This is a genomic window from Rhizobium sp. NZLR1b, assembly GCF_019685155.1.
In the GTDB taxonomy this organism is placed as follows: Bacteria; Pseudomonadota; Alphaproteobacteria; order Rhizobiales; family Rhizobiaceae; genus Rhizobium.
In genome coordinates, this window is record NZ_JABDWC010000009.1 from 129480 (window position 1) to 150377 (window position 20898).

Annotated in this window: 21 protein-coding genes; 9 read left to right on the forward strand and 12 right to left on the reverse strand. The window is 60.0% G+C overall.

Annotated elements, in window-relative coordinates; translation table 11 throughout:
* The first annotated feature begins 89 nt into the window (after positions 1-89).
* The 3 genes from wrbA to HJB84_RS15460 all read left to right on the forward strand — a co-directional run bounded on the left by wrbA (position 90) and on the right by HJB84_RS15460 (position 3760).
* On the forward strand, positions 90-686 hold the full coding sequence (gene wrbA / locus HJB84_RS15450) for an NAD(P)H:quinone oxidoreductase type IV (RefSeq protein WP_221116344.1): 597 nt from the start codon (positions 90-92) through the stop codon (positions 684-686).
* An 898-nt stretch (positions 687-1584) separates the two neighbouring features.
* Complete coding sequence (locus HJB84_RS15455) at positions 1585-3516, forward strand: hypothetical protein (RefSeq protein WP_207583905.1); 1932 nt, start codon at positions 1585-1587, stop codon at positions 3514-3516.
* Positions 3517-3541: 25 nt separating this feature from the next.
* A complete protein-coding gene (locus HJB84_RS15460; RefSeq protein ID WP_207583906.1) occupies positions 3542-3760 on the forward strand; it encodes a hypothetical protein in 219 nt (72 codons plus the stop codon).
* A gap of 529 nt (positions 3761-4289) precedes the next feature.
* Here the strand turns inward: HJB84_RS15460 and HJB84_RS15465 are convergent.
* Positions 4290-4664 (reverse strand): VanZ family protein, encoded by a 375-nt coding sequence (locus HJB84_RS15465; protein ID WP_207583907.1) that lies wholly within the window; start codon positions 4662-4664, stop codon positions 4290-4292.
* Between the two features lie 191 nt (positions 4665-4855).
* Between HJB84_RS15465 and ilvA the strand changes: the two genes are divergently transcribed.
* From ilvA to HJB84_RS15480, 3 genes are all read left to right on the forward strand, one after another.
* Complete coding sequence (ilvA, locus tag HJB84_RS15470) at positions 4856-6106, forward strand: threonine ammonia-lyase (RefSeq protein ID WP_207583908.1); 1251 nt, start codon at positions 4856-4858, stop codon at positions 6104-6106.
* A 37-nt stretch (positions 6107-6143) separates the two neighbouring features.
* Complete coding sequence (locus HJB84_RS15475) at positions 6144-6473, forward strand: HlyU family transcriptional regulator (protein WP_207583909.1); 330 nt, start codon at positions 6144-6146, stop codon at positions 6471-6473.
* Positions 6474-6725: 252 nt separating this feature from the next.
* Positions 6726-7997, forward strand: coding sequence for a diguanylate cyclase (locus tag HJB84_RS15480; protein WP_221116291.1), 1272 nt, complete (start codon positions 6726-6728; stop codon positions 7995-7997).
* Here HJB84_RS15480 and HJB84_RS15485 read toward each other — a convergent pair.
* Positions 7994-8770 (reverse strand): SDR family oxidoreductase, encoded by a 777-nt coding sequence (locus HJB84_RS15485; protein WP_221116292.1) that lies wholly within the window; start codon positions 8768-8770, stop codon positions 7994-7996. The genes HJB84_RS15480 and HJB84_RS15485 overlap by 4 nt on opposite strands.
* Before the next feature lie 160 nt (positions 8771-8930).
* Between HJB84_RS15485 and HJB84_RS15490 the strand changes: the two genes are divergently transcribed.
* Positions 8931-9506: a TetR/AcrR family transcriptional regulator gene (locus HJB84_RS15490; RefSeq protein WP_207583912.1), complete on the forward strand. Its 576-nt coding sequence runs from the start codon at positions 8931-8933 to the stop codon at positions 9504-9506.
* A gap of 48 nt (positions 9507-9554) precedes the next feature.
* Here the strand turns inward: HJB84_RS15490 and HJB84_RS15495 are convergent, their stop codons facing one another.
* Positions 9555-10169: an FMN-dependent NADH-azoreductase gene (locus tag HJB84_RS15495; RefSeq protein ID WP_221116293.1), complete on the reverse strand. Its 615-nt coding sequence runs from the start codon at positions 10167-10169 to the stop codon at positions 9555-9557.
* A gap of 138 nt (positions 10170-10307) precedes the next feature.
* Here HJB84_RS15495 and HJB84_RS15500 point away from each other — a divergent pair, with 138 nt between their 5' ends.
* Positions 10308-11276 carry a LysR family transcriptional regulator gene (locus tag HJB84_RS15500; RefSeq protein ID WP_207584296.1) on the forward strand — a complete coding sequence of 323 codons (969 nt, stop codon included), beginning with the start codon at positions 10308-10310 and terminating at the stop codon, positions 11274-11276.
* Between the two features lie 39 nt (positions 11277-11315).
* Here HJB84_RS15500 and HJB84_RS15505 read toward each other — a convergent pair whose 3' ends face one another.
* The 4 genes from HJB84_RS15505 to HJB84_RS15520 all read right to left on the reverse strand — a co-directional run bounded on the left by HJB84_RS15505 (position 11316) and on the right by HJB84_RS15520 (position 15406).
* Positions 11316-13304: a bifunctional 2',3'-cyclic-nucleotide 2'-phosphodiesterase/3'-nucleotidase gene (locus tag HJB84_RS15505; protein WP_221116294.1), complete on the reverse strand. Its 1989-nt coding sequence runs from the start codon at positions 13302-13304 to the stop codon at positions 11316-11318.
* 200 nt (positions 13305-13504) lie between these two features.
* Complete coding sequence (locus tag HJB84_RS15510) at positions 13505-13906, reverse strand: PilZ domain-containing protein (RefSeq protein ID WP_221116295.1); 402 nt, start codon at positions 13904-13906, stop codon at positions 13505-13507.
* An 84-nt stretch (positions 13907-13990) separates the two neighbouring features.
* Positions 13991-14872 carry a DMT family transporter gene (locus HJB84_RS15515; RefSeq protein WP_221116296.1) on the reverse strand — a complete coding sequence of 294 codons (882 nt, stop codon included), beginning with the start codon at positions 14870-14872 and terminating at the stop codon, positions 13991-13993.
* Between the two features lie 72 nt (positions 14873-14944).
* Positions 14945-15406 (reverse strand): Lrp/AsnC family transcriptional regulator, encoded by a 462-nt coding sequence (locus HJB84_RS15520; RefSeq protein ID WP_207583917.1) that lies wholly within the window; start codon positions 15404-15406, stop codon positions 14945-14947.
* Positions 15407-15560: 154 nt separating this feature from the next.
* Here HJB84_RS15520 and ald point away from each other — a divergent pair, with 154 nt between their 5' ends.
* Positions 15561-16679: an alanine dehydrogenase gene (gene ald / locus HJB84_RS15525; RefSeq protein WP_207583918.1), complete on the forward strand. Its 1119-nt coding sequence runs from the start codon at positions 15561-15563 to the stop codon at positions 16677-16679.
* 16 nt (positions 16680-16695) lie between these two features.
* On the opposite strand, the gene HJB84_RS15530 is transcribed toward ald, so the two are convergent.
* The 5 genes from HJB84_RS15530 to HJB84_RS15550 all read right to left on the reverse strand — a co-directional run bounded on the left by HJB84_RS15530 (position 16696) and on the right by HJB84_RS15550 (position 20745).
* Entirely contained in the window at positions 16696-17199 is a 504-nt protein-coding gene (locus HJB84_RS15530) for a DUF1203 domain-containing protein (RefSeq protein ID WP_221116297.1), read from the reverse strand.
* Between the two features lie 310 nt (positions 17200-17509).
* Positions 17510-18070 carry a GNAT family N-acetyltransferase gene (locus tag HJB84_RS15535; RefSeq protein ID WP_221116298.1) on the reverse strand — a complete coding sequence of 187 codons (561 nt, stop codon included), beginning with the start codon at positions 18068-18070 and terminating at the stop codon, positions 17510-17512.
* A gap of 5 nt (positions 18071-18075) precedes the next feature.
* A complete protein-coding gene (gene sseA / locus HJB84_RS15540) occupies positions 18076-18945 on the reverse strand; it encodes a 3-mercaptopyruvate sulfurtransferase (RefSeq protein WP_207583921.1) in 870 nt (289 codons plus the stop codon).
* A gap of 18 nt (positions 18946-18963) precedes the next feature.
* Positions 18964-19701, reverse strand: coding sequence for an alanyl-tRNA editing protein (locus tag HJB84_RS15545; RefSeq protein WP_207583922.1), 738 nt, complete (start codon positions 19699-19701; stop codon positions 18964-18966).
* Between the two features lie 6 nt (positions 19702-19707).
* The gene (locus tag HJB84_RS15550; RefSeq protein ID WP_221116299.1) at positions 19708-20745 is read right to left on the reverse strand and encodes a cysteine synthase A; all 1038 of its coding nucleotides are present in this window, start codon (positions 20743-20745) and stop codon (positions 19708-19710) included.
* Positions 20746-20898: the final 153 nt, after the last annotated feature.

The window sequence follows — 20898 nt, forward strand, 5'->3', positions numbered from 1 at the left end:
TTCAAGGCGGGACTGTGTTCGGAAATCCGCGCATGATAAAGATCCTCTCGATCACGACATTCAACCCACTGCGTGAAGGAAGACAGAAGATGGCGAAGGTTCTCGTCCTTTATTATTCGGCTTATGGCCATATCGAAACCATGGCCTATGCGGTTGCCGAAGGCGCCAAGTCGGCTGGTGCCGACGTCACCGTCAAGCGCGTTCCGGAACTGGTTCCGGAAGAGGTCGCCAAGGCTTCCTACTATAAGGTCGACCAGGCCGCTCCGATCGCCACCGTCGACGAACTGGCGGACTATGACGCGATCATCGTCGGTGCCGGCACCCGCTTCGGCACGGTCGCCTCGCAGATGCGCAATTTCTGGGATCAGACCGGCGGCCTCTGGTTTGCCGGCAAGCTCGTCGGCAAGCTCGGTTCGGTCTTCACCTCGTCGGCGACCCAGCACGGCGGCCAGGAAACGACCATCCTCGGCTTCATCCCGACCTTCCTGCACCAGGGCATGGTCGTCGCCGGCCTGCCTTATGCCTTCCAGGGCCAGATGGGTACCGAGGAAGTCAAGGGCGGCTCGCCCTACGGCGCCTCCACCATCACCAACGGCGACGGCTCGCGCCAGCCTTCCGAGATCGAGCTCGAAGGCGCGAAATACCAGGGCGCCCATGTCGCCAAGCTTGCTGCCAAGCTCGCCTGATCTTTGACGAGAAATAATAAGGCGCGGCGAGCGTAAGCTTGCGGCGCCTTTCCGTTTGATGGGAAATACTTGCCTGATCATTCGCCGGTGCCACCGGCAAAGCGGCGCATGACTGTTTGTTGGTGGTGCGGACGGCGGGGGTCGAACCCGCAAAGCCTAGGCCGAGGGATTTTCTTACCAGCTACGACTTTCGCCGCCGCCTTCCGGCGTTTGTGGTCTGGACTATACCTTCACCCTAGCGTCTGCCTTAGGTGCTGCCCGTCTAGTCTCTACACCTTCCCCTTGCGGGGCTTGGCTCGGGATTGCCATCTGACAGGTTTCCCCGACTTTGAGCAGTTCTACATCAGGCGTTTCCGCCAGTGCACTCAATTTTGTCTAAGTCCCTTGTGTCTACCAATTCCACCACGTCCGCGTGGTTCTTCCTGCTAACAAAGAGAGACGGTTTTCTCAACCGATATTCAGGGGTGGGCATGCGATTCCGTTTCAAAGTCTGGAGGCCGCAATCACCCTCCACAATTTTATATCGGCTTTGAGAGATGAGGTCGGATATTGGGCACTGGGGATATGGCGTTCCAAAACGCTGGTCGCTTCGAATGTCCAGCTGAATTCGGCAGTAAAGCGAAGATCTTGCCTGCTGATTAGAGCTTTGAAAAGCAACGATACGGCACGAATTTTCCGATTTATCTTGCCGATATGCGAGGGCGCGACGGTCGACTGCGAACATTATGCGAGTCAGCGTAGAAAACTTGGCACAACCCCTGCGACACAAGCTTGTTGAATTTCGCAGGACATTGGGACAAAGTACTGGCAGGGGTAGTGTTTGCGATTTCTACTGTTGCAATACGTGCACTTCACTTTTCATTGTGAATGCCGGGACATGTGGTGACTAAACGGCAAAATGGCTTTTGTTCTGAAGACCTTCGGGACGTTGCAGCTCGTTGACGGAGATGGGAACGCTGTTGCGTTTCCCGAGAAAGGCCTGCTGCTTCTCGCCTATTTGTTCACAACCGATCAAGGTTCGGCAGATCGAACGACCTTGGCTCGCTTACTATGGGGCGAGGCCGACAGGGACGTTGCACTTTCGACTTTACGCAAGGTGATTTCGCGCATTAAGGCCCGCCAAATCGATCTCGGGGTAAACATCCTTTCATCAAAGGGCAACATACTCACCCTTGAACGGGCGTCTCTGTCTTCCGACATTCTGCTATCGAACCAGGAGGACGAGGTTGAGCCGTTTGCCCGACTGAGACAGCTGGTGAAACTGATGAACCAGCCTTTTCTGGGGGCGGTTCACAGCCATAGCCGTCAGTTTCAGCGGTGGCTTGCCGAACGGGAAAACTACCATATCGAGTTTCTCGCAAATACATTGAGAACGGCGTCCCGATTGGCCGAGTCGGGAAAGGAATCCGAACTCCTGAGGAAGGCAGCGGTTATCCTGTTTCGGACGGAGCCGAGGGATCCGGAAACGCTGCAATTGCTCATCCGGATATTCAACGCGGAAGAGGAAGTTGAATCCCTCCGGAACTATTTCGAACAGCGGCGTAGTGCGACTTCGAAAGGCATCGCCCCGCGCACCGGATCCGATGACGGTGATGCAAAACCTCTCCGTCCGACATCCATGTCGTCAAAGGCGAAACTCGACGCGGCGCTTCCCCTTGAGCCCGAAGATATCAGCATTGCCATTCCCCGCTTGGTGCTGCTTCCGCCCAGGAACCAATCCGTTCGGCCTCAAGCTGGTTTTCTAGCCGCATCGTTGGTGGAGGATATCACGATCGGATTTTGCGTCTTCAACAGCCTGGAGGTCATAGCCCCGTATTCGGCGGTTCAGATCGGCCACCAGGTGGAGACGCAGAAAGCCTTCTTTGAACGGCATCGCGTCAACTATATCCTCGACACCCGGATCAGCAATTCCGGCGATGAAGTGACCCTGTTCGCCCAGCTGATCTTTTTCGATCAGAATCAAATAGTTTGGGCCGAAAGGTTCAGCCTCGATCGTATGGATCTCGCCAGAGACAGGAGAGTTGTTGCCCGGCAGATCGCTCTCTCCGTGTCCAGCGAAATCGAGCGCCATGAGGCGTTGCGCGAAGATCTGAACCCGATCGCTTACCATCGATATCTTGTCGGCAGGCGGCACCTGGCGCGGCTGACACTTCCGAACCTGCGGCGCGCCCGCAAGGAAATGAAGGCCGCGCTCAGCGAAAGCCCCGATTTCGCGCCGGCGCAGAGTTCTATGGCGCGCACCTATTCCAAGGAATGGTTGTTGACGGCCCGAGGTGATATCGATCTTTTGCAATTGGCGGAGACTTTCGCAAAGCAGGCCACCGAGATGCGTTCGGACTTTGCCGATGGCTATCGCGAGCTCGGTGTTGCCAAACTATTGCAGGGCGCGTTTGATGAAAGCGCCGAAGCAATGGAAATTGCAGAAAGCCTTGCGCCACACTATGCCGACGTGATTGCCGACTACGCGGACACGTTGGTTCATTGTTCGCTCCCCGCCATGGCCTTGCGAAAGATCGAGCGGGCAATCGAGCTGAACCCGCTCGGTCCCGATACCTATTTCTGGACTGCTGCGGGAGCAAACTATGCCCTCGGCGAATTCGAAGCTTCGCTGGACTATATCGGGCAGATGGCCGACCCCAATTTAGCGGACAGGTTGTCCGCCGCAAGTTGGGCCATGTTGGGTCATCAGGACAAGGCGCGGGTCTTCGTACGAAGGTTTCGTGAAGGCAACCCGGACTTCGATGTGGACAAGTGGTTGTCTGCAGTTCCAAGTAAAGAGCAATGGCATAAAGATCTTTATCGTGAAGGCCTGAAGAAAGCTGGATTTTAAACATCAATCGTTAGAGGGCAAAAACATGGCTACAGTTGTTGTTATTAGTGTTGAAGGTCAAGACGGACTCTGGGTCGCTGATCTGGACGCCGGCACAGTACTGCCGCTCCCGGCCCCAAAGGCGGGTGGCTTGAAAGTGGTGACCGATCTTCGCGCCACCGGCGCGACGGTCACAAAGGGCGTGAATTTGGCAGTCACCGTCAAGTCGGCAGAGGCGGCGTTCTCCGGCCATTATGACGGCTAGTGGAAGTGCTATAGCGCGGTTACGTCAGACGCGAAATAGACCTGTAACACTCTGAATTTCGCATGATTTTATTCGGCTTCCGACGAAAGAATTATGTGGAAACGCGCGAGACGGCGGCGAGCGGAAATTGACTTGCTCGCCGTCGAGCATTAGGCATGCACTGTCAAAGTCGTTTTCGATGCCGATCAAGTGTACCGGGTTTCAGCGACAATCTATCGGCCTCGGTCATACGGGTTCGATTCCGGTCGCCCCGGACCAGCTTCACAATATCGTTTGAATATGCATGTATATTGTGGATATATGCGTTCTATTGCTTGACGGGGGCATTTTCGGTGCAAGGATTGCGCCGCGGCGGTTGAGTAAGTGTTGTCTTCTGGGAGTAAGACGATGGTTTACGATTGGAGTGGGGCTAGGGTTCGGCGCGTCCGGATCGTCAAGACCAGTGTCGCGCTTGTTCTGGGAACTGCGATCGCTGCAATACCACTGTTTTTCTGGGCCGTGCAGCTGCGCGGGTTCTAGTCCGGGATAATCAGCTTTCTGCGAGAGGAAGCGTATCTGGCGCTTTGGTCGCGCGCCACCTGTTGATCACCCAGCCGGCGAGCAGCCCCAAGGCGGCGCCCATTGCCTTGATGCCGGCATCATGCAGGCGCGGATGGCGCGTCGGCGAAAGGTACTGCAGATATTCGATGGCGACGGAACCAGCGATCAGCAGCACGGCCACCAATTTCCACTGTTTCGGATAGGCGAGCGCAAAGGCGAGGCCGAGAAGAACATAAGCGCCTGCGCGGTCGGTGTCGACCGTCGTAACGGTCTCCGGCCTCAGCCCGATCGGCGAAACCGTGACGAAGAGGATGACGGCGAGCAGCAGCCAGGCGAGTGGTTTTGCGAAGTTGAACGTGATCATGGCTTTATATTAGTGGCTGGCGTTTTCATTGACAGTTAAAATCAGTTCATGTGCCGCCAATTTTGCGGTGGGCTTAAGAAAGGCTTTCGCAAACAGGGCTGGCGGCGAACCGCAAATGGCCGAAACGGGCTTTCTTTTGCCGGTCGGCCTATGCCATAGCGGCGCTGTAATTATGAGAATGGACCACGCCCGTGACGAGACTTGATGTCGAAAGCGCCGAAGAAGCAATGCGCAGCCTTTTTCCGGCAACACCGCTGCAACTCAACGATCATCTGTCGGCGCGCTACGGGGCCGATATCTGGCTGAAGCGCGAGGATCTGTCGCCGGTGCGCTCCTATAAGATCCGCGGCGCCTTCAATTTCTTCCGCAAGGCGATCGGGCAGGGAGCGGTCGGCAAGACCTTCGTCTGCGCCTCGGCCGGCAATCACGCCCAGGGCTTCGCCTTCGTCTGCCGCCATTTCGGCGTGCCGGGCGTCGTCTTCATGCCGGTGACGACACCGCAGCAGAAGATCGACAAGACGCGCATGTTCGGCGCCGAATTCATCACCATCCGATTGTTCGGAGACTTCTTCGACCAATGCTACCAGGCCGCGCGCGACCATGTCGAGGCAATCGGCGGCGTCATGGTGCCGCCCTTCGACCATGCCGACATCATTGAGGGACAGGCGACCGTCGCCGCTGAAATCATGCAGCAACTGCCTGAGGGAACGGTGCCTGATATGGTCGTCCTGCCGGTCGGCGGCGGCGGCCTTGCCGCCGGCATTACCGGTTATCTCCACGGCACCGTGCCGAAATCGGCTTTCGTCTTCACCGAGCCCGCCGGCGCGCCGAGCCTGAGGCGCAGTATCGAGGCCGGCAAGGTGACGACGCTTGCCAAGGTCGATAATTTCGTCGACGGCGCCGCCGTTGCCCGGATCGGCGACCTGAATTTCGCCGCTCTTTGCGATTTCCCGGCAAGCCAAGTGCAACTGATGCCGGAGAACGCCATCTGCGTCACCATTCAGGAGATGCTGAATGTCGAGGGCGTCGTGCTGGAGCCGGCCGGCGCATTGTCGCTGACGGCGATCGCCGCGATGGACCGCCACGTGATCCGCGGCAAGACCATCGTTGCCGTCGTCTCTGGCGGCAATTTCGATTTCGAGCGTCTGCCTGACGTAAAGGAAAGAGCCATGCGTTACGCAGGGCTGAAGAAATACTTCATCCTGCGGCTTGCCCAGCGCCCCGGGGCGCTCAGGGATTTCCTCAATCTGCTCGGCCCCGACGACGATATCGCCCGTTTCGAATATCTGAAGAAATCAGCGCGCAATTTCGGCTCGATCCTGATCGGCATCGAAACCAAGGCGCCGGACAATTTCGCCAGGCTGATCGGAAATTTCGAAGCTGCCGGCATGGGTTACGAGGATATCACCGAAAACGAGATCCTCGCCAATCTGATCATTTAACTTGGCGACGACGATATCGCCGTGCTAAAGGCGCAGCATGGCTTCGTTCATTTCAAATATTTTTTCGATGTTCTCCGGCGGCAGCAAACCCGCCCCCTCGGAGGCGGCCGGCCCTTCCGGCGAGCCGCAGCTTTACAATGATTGCACGATCTACGCGGAGCCGCGTAGGGAAGGCAGCCAATATCGTCTTGCCGGCCGCATCGAAAAGAAGGTCGGCGACGAGGTGCTGGTACGCAATTTCATCCGCGCCGATCTGTTTAGCTCTTCCGATGATGCGCTCGAATGCACTGTGCGCAAGGCGCAGCAGATCATTGATCAGCATGGTTCGTCGCTCTTTGGTGACGGCGAGAAGCTTCGTCAGGTCTGAAATCGGGATCTGCCGGATCGGCCGGATGTCGGCCGCAATTATTCTTGTTTTTCAATCCTGTGAGCCGGATGCTTCTCCGGCGCGCGCAATCGTGCTCACGCATTCTTAAAGGATTGCGGTCAAAGGTATCGCCTGCAGCATGTGCAGGGCCGCCCTCGTGTTTGACTTTTTCGGACGATCGACCAAAGGATCCGCTGTCGCGATCGCCGCGTCCGCGCGCCGCCGACCGCGCCGGCTTGAAGCTGGGGAGAGGTGATGGAGACGTTCAACCTCGCGCTCTTCGCTGTCGAAGCCGTCGCCTATTTCTCGCTGATGGTCACGCTTCTGCACTTCCGTCATCGGCTCGGTCTGGGCGTCTTCCTGACGGCGCTCGGGGTCATGCATTTCATGGAAACCTATCTGGCGGCGGTCTTCTACGTCTCGTTGCCGTTCGGCGATGTGTCGCCGGGTTCATCGGTCTTCTTCTCCGGCAAGCTGATGATGATCCTGATGCTTTACCGGCAGGAGGATGCCGCCACGGTGCGTCAGCCGATCTACGGCCTGTTCCTCGGCAACCTGCTGACCGTCGGCATCGCCTGGGTGCTGCAGCTGCACCTGCCGCTGCAAATGTCGCCCAACCACACGCCCGATGTCGATTTCCTCAAAGAGATGGGCTGGCTGATGGTCTGGGGCACGGCGTTGCTCTATGTCGATTCACTCGGCATCATCCTGCTTTACGAGAAACTCGGCGATTTCTTCCGCCGGCGCGTCGTGCTGCGCTTCCTGATTTCCGGATTTGTGCTGCTGACCTTCGACCAGATCGGCTTCTTTGCCGCGTTGAATTATTTCCTGGATGTGCCGATCGCTGCATTCTGGGCCGGATGGAAGGCGAAAATGCTGGCCGTCTGCCTCTATGCGGCGATGTTTGCGATCTACGAATATCGTATTCGCCGGGGCGGGGCCAGCGTGTCGGCACGTTCGATCAGCGACGTGTTCGGCGACCTGACATTCCGCGAGCGCTACAACGACCTTCTGGAGCGCACCGGCCGCGATATGCTCACCGGCGTCTACGATCGCACGCGCATGGAAGTTGAAGCACCGCTGATGGTGCGCGAGGCATTGAGGCAGGGGCTATTCGCCACCGTCCTCATTCTCGACGCCGATCACTTCAAGGATGTCAATGACGGCTACGGCCATCTCCAGGGCGATGAGGTGCTGAAGGCGATCGCCGCCCGATTGGGCACGACGTTGCGCTCGAGCGACCGCGTCTTCCGCTTCGGCGGCGAGGAATTCGTTGCCATCTGCCCGGGCACCGACCACGAGGAAGGTCTGCTCCTTGCCGAGCGCCTGCGGTGGACGATCGCCACCAGCGTCAAGACGCCGGATGACCGGCCGGTCACGGTCAGTATCGGCGTTGCGACCGCCGACGAGGACGGTGTCGATTTTACCGCCGTGCTGGCGGCCGCCGATGGCCGGCTTTATGCTGCCAAGAGGAGCGGCCGCAACTGCGTCGTCGGCCGTTCCGGGGTGGTGAAACTCGCTTAAGCCGCGCGGAAGATCTTGGCGCCGGACGGGGCGCTCGTCATGCCGCCATCAACGGTGATCTCGATGCCGGTGATATTGGCTGCGTCATCCGAGGCCAGATAGAGTGCTGCCTTGGCGATTTCGTCAGCTTCGCTCATGCGGCCGAGCGGGCTCATCCCCCCGATGCGGGCTTCCAGCGCCGACATCGCGTCTTCCGTCGGTGCCATCGGCGACCAGATCGGCGTCTTCGTGCCGCCTGGTGTCACCTGGTTGACGCGGATGCCGCGGGGCGCGAGCTCGGAGGCCATATTCCGCGTCAACGCCCGGACCGCAGCCTTGGTCGCCGCATAGGCCGACCAGCCGGGGGCGCCGAGCACGGCATGCACCGAACCGTTGAGGATGACAGAAGCGCCGTCGTTGAAATGCGGCAGGGCCGCCTGCACGGTGAAGAAAACCGCCGTCAGATTGGTGCTGATGATCTGGTTGAACTGCGCGGGCGACGTCTCGCCGAGCGGCGTCGCGCCGCCAATGCCGGCATTGGCGAAGACGATGTCGAACTTGCCGACCTTTGCGGCGGCTTCCGCAAAGGCCTTCTCGGTGGCAGCGGCATCGGTGACGTCGACCTTCAGTGCCAGCACGCCGGCCCCAAGCGCCTTTTCGGCCGCGGCCAGCGTTTCCGGATTGCGGCCGGTGATCACCACCCTGGCGCCCTCATCGATGAAGATCTTGGCGGTGGCGAGACCAATACCGCTGTTTCCGCCGGTGATCAGCGCGACCTTGTTTCTTAGACGCATGATTCATGCTCCTCTTGGAATTGCTAACGATCTGGATTATGATCGTTATCTATAAGGATTATGACTGTAATCCATACGCGTCAAGGAGCATGATGCCGAAAAGTGTAAGCGGTTTTCGGCCGACATCATGCTCATTCGAATTTAGTGCCGGGAGATTCCGATGGGGCGTTCGCAGCTGGAGAAACAGAAGACGCACGAGAAGATCGTCGAGACCGCGTCGAAGCGGCTGCGCGAGGAAGGGCTCGAAGGTATCGGCGTCGCCGACCTGATGAAGGAGGCCGGGCTGACCGTCGGCGGCTTCTACAAGCACTTCGCCTCCCGCGACGATCTCGTCGCCGAGGCGATTCAGTCCGCTTTCGATTCGTGGGGACGCAGGCTGGCGGCCGAGGGTGTGGATCCGGCGGCGATGAAGCCCGCCGATATCGCCGATCGTTACGTCAGTGTCTATCATCGCGACAACCCCGGCGACGGTTGCCCATTTGCGGCGTTGACCTCCGATATAGCCCGCAGCGGCGAGAAGGCGCGGGCGATCGCCACCGATGGGCTCAGGCGCAATTTTGAGGCTTTGGCGAGCAAGGCTGCGGGAGCGGACGAGGGAGAACGGCGACGCAAGGCGATCATGGCCTTCGCGATGATGGCCGGCGGCGTCGGCCTTTCCAGGATTTCCTCCGATGAGCAACTCTCGACCGAAATCCTGGAGACGGTCCGGGATTTTGTCGCCGGTATCGACCAATGACAAACGGCCGGCAATTGCCGGCCGTTCCATGCGAGCATTAGAAGCCGATCAGGCGGCCAGCGCGATTTCCTGGACGCGCGACTTGGCGGCGTCGATGGCCTTTTCGGCAGCTTCGGGACCGAAGGCCAGGCCTTCGACATAGATGGTCTCGATATCGCTGATGCCGAGGAAGCCGAGCACCGACTTCAAGTAGGGCACGGCGTGGTTCAAGGCGGATGCCGGTCCTTGCGAGTAGACGCCACCCGAGGCGAGCACCACATAAACCTTCTTGCCGGTCGCGAGGCCAACCGGGCCGCTTTCCGTGTACTTGAAGGTCAGGCCGGCGCGGGCGACGTTGTCGATCCAGGTCTTCAGCGACGAATAGATGTTGAAGTTGATGAGACCGGTGCTGATGACGATCGTGTCGGCGGCAAGCAGCTCGTTGACAAGTTCGTCGGAAGTTTTGACGGCGGCTGCCTCCTCAGCAGTGCGGGCTTCGGCCGGCTTGCGGATTGCGCCGGTGAAGAGGTTATCGATATGCGGCAACGGATTGGCGGCAAGGTCGCGGCGAACGACAACACTACCAGGGTTCTGGCTCTTCAGCTTTTCAGCGAGGTCGACGGCGATCGGCGTCGAGAGCGAGTCGGCGCGCGGGCTGGACGTCAGAAGAAGGATGGACGACATGGTGCATTTCCTTTCGAATTGGATTTGACGGCCCATTGCTGGGAGGTGAGCCGCAGTGTCGACGAGGAAAATAGGTCTGGCCTGCTATCGAAAAAACGGTGATAATGTCGATCGAAACTATCGATGGAATGGATGGATATGCTTCCGAACCCGACCCTGGACCAATTGCAGGTGTTTTTGACCGTTGCCGAGACCGGCAGCTTTTCGGCCGCCTCGCGGGCGCTGAACCGTGCGCAGTCGGTCGTCAGCTATACGATTGCCAATCTGGAGGCGCAGCTCGAGGTGGCGCTTTTCGAGCGCTCCGGCGCCCGCCAGCCGAAGCTGACGGAGGCGGGCAAGGCGATGCTGGAGGATGCGCGGCGCATACTCGGCGACCTGCAGGTGATGCGAGCGCGCGTCAAGAGCTTGCGGGAAGGGCTTGAAGCGGAGGTGTCCGTCGCCATCAGCGTCATGGTGCCTTCCCGGGCCGTGGTCGATGTCCTGCACGAATTTCGCGAAAGGTTTCCGTCCGTTTTGTTAAACCTCAATGTCGGTGAGCTCGGCGTGGTCATGGACCTCGTCCTCAGCGGCAAGGCGACCATCGGCATTGGCGGCGCAGTCCTAAAACAGGATGATTCGGTCGTCACCGAGCGGATCGGCCACTCCTTCATGCTGCCGGTTGCCGCGCCCAATCACCCGCTTGCCGGGATCGACCGGCCGTTGACGCTCGGCGACGTGCGCGAGGAAGTGCAGCTCGTCGTCACCGATGCGTCGGGCCGGACGAAGGGGCGCGATTTCAATGTTCTGTCCTACAAGACATGGCGCGTCAGCGACATTGCCACGAAGCATCAGCTCATCAAGGCCGGCCTTGGCTGGGGCGGTCTTCCTGCCTCCGTGATGCATGACGATCTTCGCAGCGGCGCGCTCGTCCATCTCGATCTGGACGCCTACGAACAGGGCGAGTATGCCATCTATTCGATGCGCCAGCTCGCCAATCCGCCGGGACCTGCGGCTGCCTGGATGATCGACGCGTTCCGCACGCGGCTTTCGGCCTGCCCGAGCCAAGCCGATTTCCATGCTGAGATCGCAGAATTGCGTGAACCCGAAACGCCGCTCGCGGCCGAATGACGAAGGCGCGAGCGCGCCTTCGCCGGCATCTCTTTCCGCTTAAAGCACCAGCCTGAACTTCGAGAAACCGTCGGCGCCGTCGCCGGCATCCTCGATCTTGACGTTCTTGACCGCCGCGAGGAACTGCTTCGCCTTTGGGCCGCTCTCGAAGGTCGCCGTCGTGCCCGGCAGCGGCTTGAAGGTCCAGTTCGCATCGGCCGTCGGATTGATCGTGCCCTGGTCGTGGATGTAGCGGACGATGACGTCGCGGTTGGTATCCGGCGCCTGGAAGATCACCTTGTCCGCGGCAATATCCGGGAAATTGCCACCGCCGCCGGCGCGGTAGTTATTGGAGACGACGACGAATTTCTGGGCAGGATCGATCGGCTTGCCGTCGAAGGCGAGATTCTGGATGCGGTTGGAATCCGGATTGATCGCCTTGCCGGACGAATCATATTTCGGCGGCTGCGACAGGTCGATCTGATAGGTCACGCCGTCGATGACGTCGAAATTGTAGGACGGGAAGTCGTTGTTGAGCAGCGGCGCGTCCTTCGAGCCGGCCCCGATGTGATTGAACATGCCGGCCGACATTTCGAGCCAGTTCTTTACCTGTGCGCCGGTGATGGCAACGGCCTGCACCGTGTTCGGGTAGAGGTAGAGGTCGGCGACGTTCTTGATGGCGATATCGCCGGCCGGAACGTCGGTGTAGTAGTCGGCGCCGCCGCGTCCGCCAGCCTTGAAGGGGGCCGCCGCCGAAAGCACCGGCAGATCCTTGAACTTGGTGTCGGCCAGCATCTGCTTGATGTACCAGGTCTGGGCCTGGGAGACGACCTGCACCGAGGGATCGTCGGCGACCAGCGCGAAGTAGGAATAGAGCGGCGCCGACGTCTTGCCGACGGGGGTACGCACATAGGCAAGCGTTGCCTCGTGCTCGGCCTTGGCGGCGTCGACCACGTCCTTCTTGTCGGCGTAATCGGCAACCACCTTCTTTTTGTCGTCGCGATGATAGATCGGCCGGGCTTCCGCGGTGAAGTCGACGATCTTCCAGCTGTTGCCGTCTTTTTCCAACAGCAGGTCGATCAGGCCGAGATGCGAACCCCAGAAGCCTGCCATCACCGTGGGCTTGCCGTGCAGCGTGCCCTTGACCGGGTCGGCATTGGCGATGCCATCCCAGCTCTTCGGGCCGGGGAAGACGAGATGCTGGTGGCCGGTGAAGATCGCGTCGATCCCATCGACGGCGGCCAGATGCAGCGAGGCGTTTTCCATCTTTTCGGACGGCGCGGCTCCGTCGATGCCGGAATGGGAAAGCGCGATGACGATATCGGCGCCGGCTTCCTTCATGGCGGGAACCCAGGCCTTGGCGGCCTCGACGATGTCACGCGTCTGCGCTTTGCCTTCGAGATTCTTGATATCCCAGAGCATGATCTGCGGCGGTACGAAGCCGATGAAGCCGATCTTGACCGGGCTCTCCTTGCCGGCGCCGTCCTTGATTTGTTTTTCGACGATAAGGTAGGGCTTGAAGAAGAGATCGTCCTGCTTCGGGTCCGAGGCGAGCTGGCCCTTGGTCAGGTTGGCGCAGACGAAGGGGAAGTTTGCACCTGATAGGACCTTGAACATGAAGTCGAGCCCGTAATTGAACTCGTGATTCCCGAGCGTGCCCACCGTATAGCCGAGCGTGTTCATCGCCTTGATCACGGGATGGACGTCGCCGTCCTTCATGCCGTGCTGATAGGCCATGTAGTCGCCCATCGGATTGCCCTGCAGCACGTCGCCATTGTCGATCAGCAGCGAATTGACGGCTTCCGCGCGGATGCCGTCAATGATCGTTCCGGTGCGAGACAGGCCCATCGTGTCGTTCGGCTTGTCGGCATAATAGTCATACGGGAAGACGTTGACGTGAATATCCGTCGTTTCCATCAGCCGGAGATGCGCCTGGTTGGCGCTGGCGTGTGCGCTGAAGGGATGCAGCAGCACCAGGGCGGAAGTGGCGGCAAGCCCGCCAAGCAGGGAACGGCGGCTCATGACGCCAACGTCGAAAATGGAAGACATCGAACTCTCCTTCAAAGATCATGCATCGTCCGGCCCGTCAGAATTAGGACGAATTGACAAGGAGTACACTGCGAAAATGACAGGACGGCAAAACAATCGCGGAGAAAGGCGACCCGATTCCAACGCGCGCTCGGCACCAGTGCCAAGCGCAGCGACTGACGCGATCTCGGCCGCCCCTGCGGCGCAGAAGCGCCGCAGCCTTACGATTTCAGAGTCAACGTCGCCAAATGAGGTGGGCGATCGCCGTTGGTATGGGTTCTAAGTTGGCGTACCGCCAGCACCGGCCGTATTTCCTTATGGAAAAAGCGGAAATAGGAGGAGACCTGCGCCCGCGCATTCGAATTCACGTCGAACTGGATGCCGACACGGCCATTGTGCTTCCAGCGGATGATGCCTTCGAGCATCCCAAGGTTTTCAGCCTCGATACGGACCTTGCTGCCGGATGCGGCATGGAGCGGCGTCTTCATCTCCAATGCGGCACCGGTCGCCGACAGGTTGAGGATGCGGGCATCCACCTCGCTGTTCAGATATTTGACGCTGCCGAAGACGCGGCAGTTTTTCCGGTCGGCCTTACGGGCCGTGATTTTCAAGTTGCGGGTCATATGTTCTCCCCTGATACAGCCAGGGAGCATAGCGCCCGAAAATTGAAATGGTTTTAGGGGCTTGGCTAAAATTGCAGTGAAACGTCAATTGGCTGTAGCCGTCCTGCGCCCCACCACATGCTCGCGCCAGATGGTGAAGATCCCGGCGGAAACGACGATGATCGAGCCGATGATTGTGTTGATACCGAGCGTTTCGTCATAGATCGTCACACCGATGATCGAGGCGTAGACCAGTGACAGATAGGTCAGCGGCTGAACCGCGGCGGCATCGAGGAGATCGTAGGCGCGGATCAAGAAATAGTGGCTGGAAATGCTGGTCATACAGACCAGCGCCATCCAGCCCCAGTCTCCCCGCGACATAGAGCTCCAGTAGAACGGGCCAATGATGCTCATCGTGATGCCACCGATGACGCCGGTATAGAAGAAGCTCGTCATCGACGAGTCGTCGCGGCTGACGAGACGCGTGGCGATGACGTAGAAGGCGAAGTTGAAGCAGGAAATGACGGCGAGTAGCAGTTTCACATCGAAAAACTCGCCTTCCGGCTTCAGGATCAGCAAAACCCCGAAAAGCCCGACGCCAATTGCAATCCATCGTCGCCAGCCAACCCGCTCGCCGAGGATCGGCATCGACAGCAGTGCGATCAGGATCGGCGTCGCGGAAAAGATCGCTTGTGAGCGGGCAAGGCCGATCACGGCAAAACAAGTGATGGCCAAAACCACCTGAACGGCAAGCAGCACGCCGCGCGTCACCTGAAGCATGGGGCGTTTGGTACGGGCCGTCGCCCTGATGCCGCCGCGCATCTTCGAGGCGAGGATGATCGTGAACAGCGCGAAAGCCCAATAGCGGATCATCGTCACGAAGATCGGCGGATAGGTCGCTGCCAGATGTTTCGAGATGGCGTCCTGCAGCGAAAAGATGGTGATCGCCAGCAGGACGAAAATATAGCCTTGGGTCTTCGATGTCATCACATGCCAATGAACGGGAAACGCCCGCGCGCACCGAAAGTCTGGGCAGGCTTTCCGTGGATATGCAAGGGCTCAAAGCCCGACATTCGGCTTGTCGATGATTTCTCTGAGCGCGAAGCTCGAATTGATCTTGACGACATGGGGCAGGGCCGACAGCCAATCGCGGTGGATGCGCTCATAATCCTCGAGATCGCGGGCGGCGACCCTGAGGATATAGTCGTATTCGCCCGACATCAGGTAACAGACGAGCACGTTCGGGCAGAGTTTCACCGCTGCCTCGAATTCGGCCAACGTCTTGGCGAACTGGCCGGACAGCGAGATATGCACGATGGCGATCATCTTGTAGTCGAGCGCCTTGTGCGAAAGCCGCGCATGATAGCCGCCGATGACGCCGCTTCGTTCGAGGATGTCGAGGCGGCGCGAACAGGCCGAAGGCGACAGGCCGATCCTTTCGGCAAGCTCGGCATTGGTGATGCGGGCATTGGCCTGCAGCACCTTAAGAATCGCAAGATCGATGGTATCCAGATCGGCCATTCGAAGAACCTTCGAAAAAATATAGAGCGTACGCAATAATCACCGAAAAACCGCCTCTTCGCAAATCGTCTTTGCAAGGACATTTCACGCCCTTGGTGGTTGGATTCAATGTCCGAGGAAATCCGCGACTGCGGATGACATGAGAGGAACGCAAATGCGTGTCGGTTGCCCGAAGGAAATCAAGAACCATGAATACCGTGTCGGCCTGACGCCGGCTTCGGTGCGTGAATATGTTGCCCATGGCCATGAGGTCTGGGTTGAAACCAAGGCGGGCGCCGGCATCGGCGCCGATGACGGCGCCTATGCTGCGGCTGGCGCGAAGATCGCCGCCTCCGCCAAGGATATTTTTGAAAAATGCGATATGATCGTCAAGGTGAAGGAGCCGCAGCCCTCCGAATGGGCGCAGCTCCGCGACGGTCAGCTTCTCTACACCTATCTGCATCTGGCCCCCGATCCCGATCAGACCAAGGGTCTGATCGCCTCCGGCGTCACCGCGATCGCCTATGAGACGGTGACCGACGAACGCGGCGGCCTGCCGCTGCTGGCGCCGATGTCGGAGGTTGCCGGCCGCCTGTCGATCCAGGCGGGCGCCACCGCCCTGCAGAAGGCCAATGGCGGCCTCGGCATCCTGCTCGGCGGCGTGCCCGGCGTTCTGCCGGCCAAGGTTGCGGTCATCGGCGGCGGTGTCGTCGGACTGCATGCCGCCAGGATGGCCGCCGGCCTCGGCGCCGATGTCAGCATCCTCGACCGGTCGCTGCCGCGCCTGCGCCAGCTCGACGATATCTTCGCAGGCCGCATCCACACGCGTTATTCCAGCATCCAGGCTTTGGAGGAGGAAGTCTTCACGGCCGATCTCATTATCGGCGCCGTGCTGATCCCAGGTGCCGCCGCGCCGAAGCTCGTCACCCGCGAAATGCTATCCGGCATGAAGAAAGGCTCGGTCATCGTCGATGTCGCCATCGACCAGGGCGGCTGCTTCGAGACCTCGCATGCGACGACCCATTCCGATCCGACCTATGAGGTCGACGGCGTCGTGCATTACTGCGTCGCCAACATGCCGGGCGCGGTACCGGTCACCTCGGCGCATGCCCTGAACAATGCCACGCTGGTCCACGGCCTGGCGCTTGCCGATCGCGGCCTGCGCGCCATCGCCGAAGACAAACATCTGCGGAACGGCCTGAACGTGCACAAGGGCCGCATCACCAACAAGCCGGTCGCCGAGGCGCTCGGCTACGAGGCTTTCGCGCCGGAAAGCGTGCTGAACGTAGCGTAAGCTAGCTGACTATAGGTTAGGCGCTGGTCTCTGCAAGAACCGGCGTCTTTACCTTGTCGATCCGGCATTGGAAGCAGTTGTTGCGCGCCGAGCGCACGTGCACATAGGCTATGTCGGGCCGCGCCAGCAGCTTTTCGCCGTAGGCCGGAATATTGGCGATATCAGTCACTGCGCCGGTGCCATAGACGATGCGGTCGTTCTTGCTATAGCCGCGGACGATGAAGTCGGGGCTCATCGTCAACATTGGCGGCTGGATCTCCTCGGCGGCGTAGCGTCGGCAGGGCTGCTTGTGGAGGAAAATCGGCCCGGTTTCGGCATAGGGCTGCAGCTCCGGGAACGGCCGGTAGGCGAAAACCAGAAACTCCTCGCCTTCTTCGATATTCCCCAGGCAGTGGCGGCAAGGGTTGCCGTCACCGTCGGAAACCACCGTCTCAGGCAGGTTGTCATATGCGTCGCGGCCACCGCTCCAGAGATGTTCAGCGTCAGTGGTCGGCATGGCGGCAAAACGAATGGCGGTCACGGCAAATCTCCTTGTGATCGCCATGAAATTGCACCCGGACCATCGCCCAAGCCACCCGTTTCTTGCGGGTGCTATTGCTTGTCGAGATCGCCGCGGACAATCTCGTACTTGATGCCAGACATGCCAATTCATCGACGTTTGAAGAGAAGTTTCCACCTCTCTTCCCTCATTCCTATGCTCGTCACAGGATTCCAGTGCGCCCAAGTCCTTGGGCGCGATAGACGCTTTCCTTTGTGGGATTGCTTCATTCCCGGCGCAGACGCGCCGTGTCTGGATTCCTGTGACAGGCACAGGAAGGTAAACCAAACAGTCAGCTTTTCCGCGCCATCTCCAGCAGCTCCTTGTCGCTGAGCGGCCGGACGATACCGGTGCCGGTCGAGACCGGGGAGAAGCCGTACATCTGGTAGAGCTGCAGTGCGCGCGGGTGGTCGAGGTTGTTTGTTGTGGTGGTGACCCGCTTCGGATTGAGCGACCAGATGGCGTATAGCGCCTGCAGCAGGAACCATTTGCCGATGCCGAGGCCGAGCGCGTGTTCGATCAGGCCGAAATGGCTGAGCTCGATCGTATCTTCGTCCTCGCAGAAATATTCGTAGAAGCCGGCGGGCGCGCCGTTGACGTAGAGGACGCTGATATTGTTGCGCTCGTCGTTCAACGTCTCGGCAAGCTGCTCGTCGCTCATGCGCAACCGGTCCACCCATTGCCAGCGCGCGCCGACCTGCCGGTACAGATAGCGGTAAAAGGGCAAGGGGATCTCGGGAGCGCGCATGATCGCCGTCTGGATATTGACGGGCACCGGCATGCTCGCCTTCGGCGGCGCCGTCATTTCCAGCCGGGTGATATGCGCTTTGAGCGACGCGGGTGTTTTCCCCATGGCGATCAGGCTTTGACCGGCGTCGGCGGGCCGGTGACGATAGGCGTATCGTCACGGCTGCCCCATTCGCTCCACGAGCCGTCGTAAAGTTTGTTGTCGTGATGGCCGAGCGATTCCAGCGCCAGCGTGATGATTGCTGCGGTGATGCCTGAGCCGCAGGAGGTGACGACAGGCTTGGAAAGATCGATGCCGGCATCCTCGATGGTCTGGCGCAGTTCGGGCAGCGACTTGAACCGGCCCTGGTTCGCGAAGGCACCGGAGGGCAGGCTGCGGGCGCCCGGCATATGGCCGGAGCGCATGCCGGCGCGCGGCTCGGGCTCGGCAGCAGCGAAGCGGCCGGCGCTGCGGGCATCGGCAATCTGCATCGCACCGCTCGAGACGATATCACGCATCCTATCGAGCGTCACCACCCGGCTCTCGTCGAAGTCAGGTGTGAAACTCGCTGGCGCATAGTTGGGTGCGGTGCTTTCGAGCGGACGGCCTTCGGCCCTCCAGCCGTCGAGACCGCCGTCGAGCACGAAGACGTTCTTCGCGCCCATCACCCGGAACAGCCACCAGACGCGCGGCGAGGCGAACAGGCCAATGCCGTCATAGACGACGATCCGATCGTTTTCGCTGATGCCGAGCCGGCCGACTTCGGCGGCGAAATAGTCAGGCGAGGGGATCGTGTGCGGCAGCGACGTCGAGTGGTCGGCGATCTTGTCCTGGTCGAAGCGGATGGCACCGGGAACATGACCGGCCGCATATTCGGCATCGGCATCGCGTTTCTGCGCCGGCAGATAGAAGGAGGCGTCCAGCACGCGCAGGTCCGGCTTCCCGAGTTCCGCCTGCAGCCAGTCGGCCGACACGACGAAACGGCTCTTGGTCTCACTCATTGTGGTCTCCCTTGATGGTCAGGCTTCGTCGCCGGGCGTGCCGAAGCGGATGCGGAAGCGCCGGTTCTCTTTGCCCTTCTTCTCGATCTTGGCGATGTGGATCTGCCCGACTTCCTGAGTCTCGGAAACATGTGTGCCGCCGCAGGGCTGGCTGTCAATCGACGAGTTCTCGCCGATGCAGACGAGGCTGACGCGGCCGAGCCCCATCGGCGGGCGGACATTCTTCGATTTGACGATATCAGGATTGGCCGCAAGCTCTTCGTCGGTGATCCATTGCAGGGTGACCGGATGGTTCTGACCGACCAGTTCCATCAGCTTGGCCGTGACTTCGTCTTTGTCGATCGTCTCGGTCATGTCGAAGTCGACGCGGCTTTCCTCCTCGCCGACGGCAGCCCCGGTGATCGGAAAGGAGCAGACGACTGAGAGCAGATGGCAGGCCGTGTGCATGCGCATCAGCCTGTAGCGGCGCAGCCAGTCGAGGTGCAGCACCAGCGTCTCGCCGACCACGGGCTTCGGCTCGTTTTCAAGTGGCACGTGGATGACGATATCCTTGCTCGGACCGTGCTTCGTCTGGCCAAGGGCGATCTTGGTGCCGTCGGCGCGTTCAAGCTCGCCTGTATCACCCGGCTGGCCGCCGGATGTCGCATAGAAGCAGGTCTGGTCCAGTTCGATGCCCCCATCTTCGTGAACGGCGGTGACGACCGCCTCGCATGTCGAAAGATAGAAGTCGTCACGATAGAGGGCATTGACGGGCATGGGATCTCACGCGGGCTCGTAGGGAACGTTTATATCGGGTGACGCGGCCATCCAGCTTGGAACGGGCAGCCCCTTCGACGTCAGGAAGTCCGGGTTGAAGAGCTTTGACTGATAGCGGTTGCCGTAATCGCAGAGGATCGTCACCACGGTGTGGCCGGGGCCTAGATCCCGGGCGAGATTGACCGCGCCGGCAATGTTGATCGCCGTCGAGCCGCCAAGGCACAGGCCCTCGTTTTCGACGAGATCAAAAAGATAGGGAAGCGCTTCTGCATCGGACACCCGATAGGAAAAATCGGGGGTGAAGCCTTCGAGATTGGCAGTGATGCGGCCCTGTCCGATGCCCTCGGTGATCGAGGAGCCCTCGGATTTCAGCGCGCCGTTCTGGTAGAATTCATAGAGAGCGGCGCCATCGGGATCGGCAATGCCGATCTTGACGTCTGCCTTGAAAGCCTTGAGGCCGGTAGCGACACCTGCCAGCGTGCCGCCGGAACCGACCGAGCAGATGAAGCCGTCGATCTTGCCGTCGGTATCGTTCCAGATCTCTGGAGCGGTCGTTTCGATATGCGCCTGCCGGTTGGCGACGTTGTCGAACTGGTTTGCCCAGATCGCCCCGTTCGGTTCGGTCTTCGCCAACTGCTCGGCGAGCCGGCCGGAAACCTTCACGTAGTTGTTAGGGTTCCTGTAGGGAACGGCGGGCACCTCGACGAGTTCGGCGCCGAGCAGTTTCAGAGCGTCCTTCTTTTCCTGGCTCTGCGTTTCTGGGATGACGATAACGGTGCGGTAGCCGAGCGCCTTGGCGACCAGCGTCAGCCCGATACCCGTGTTGCCGGCCGTGCCTTCAACGATCACGCCGCCGGGCCGAAGCAGGCCCTTCCGCTCTGCGTCGCGGATGATAAAGAGCGCGGCGCGATCCTTCACCGACTGGCCGGGGTTCAGGAACTCCGCCTTGCCGAGAATGGTGCAGCCGGTCGCCGCCGACGCGCCCTTGAGTTTGATCAGGGGCGTGTTGCCGATGGCTTCGAGGACGGAAGGGTGGAAGGTCATGGAATCTGCCTCTATTCGAACTCTTACTTTAGGAACGGTCTTTTCCCTTCACAAGGCTGAGTTGGCAAGAAATGCTATTCCACGCCTCTGTCGGGCACGGTAAAATTTGGCCTTCCTCCCCTGAAATGACGCGTAGCCGACAATCCCACCGTG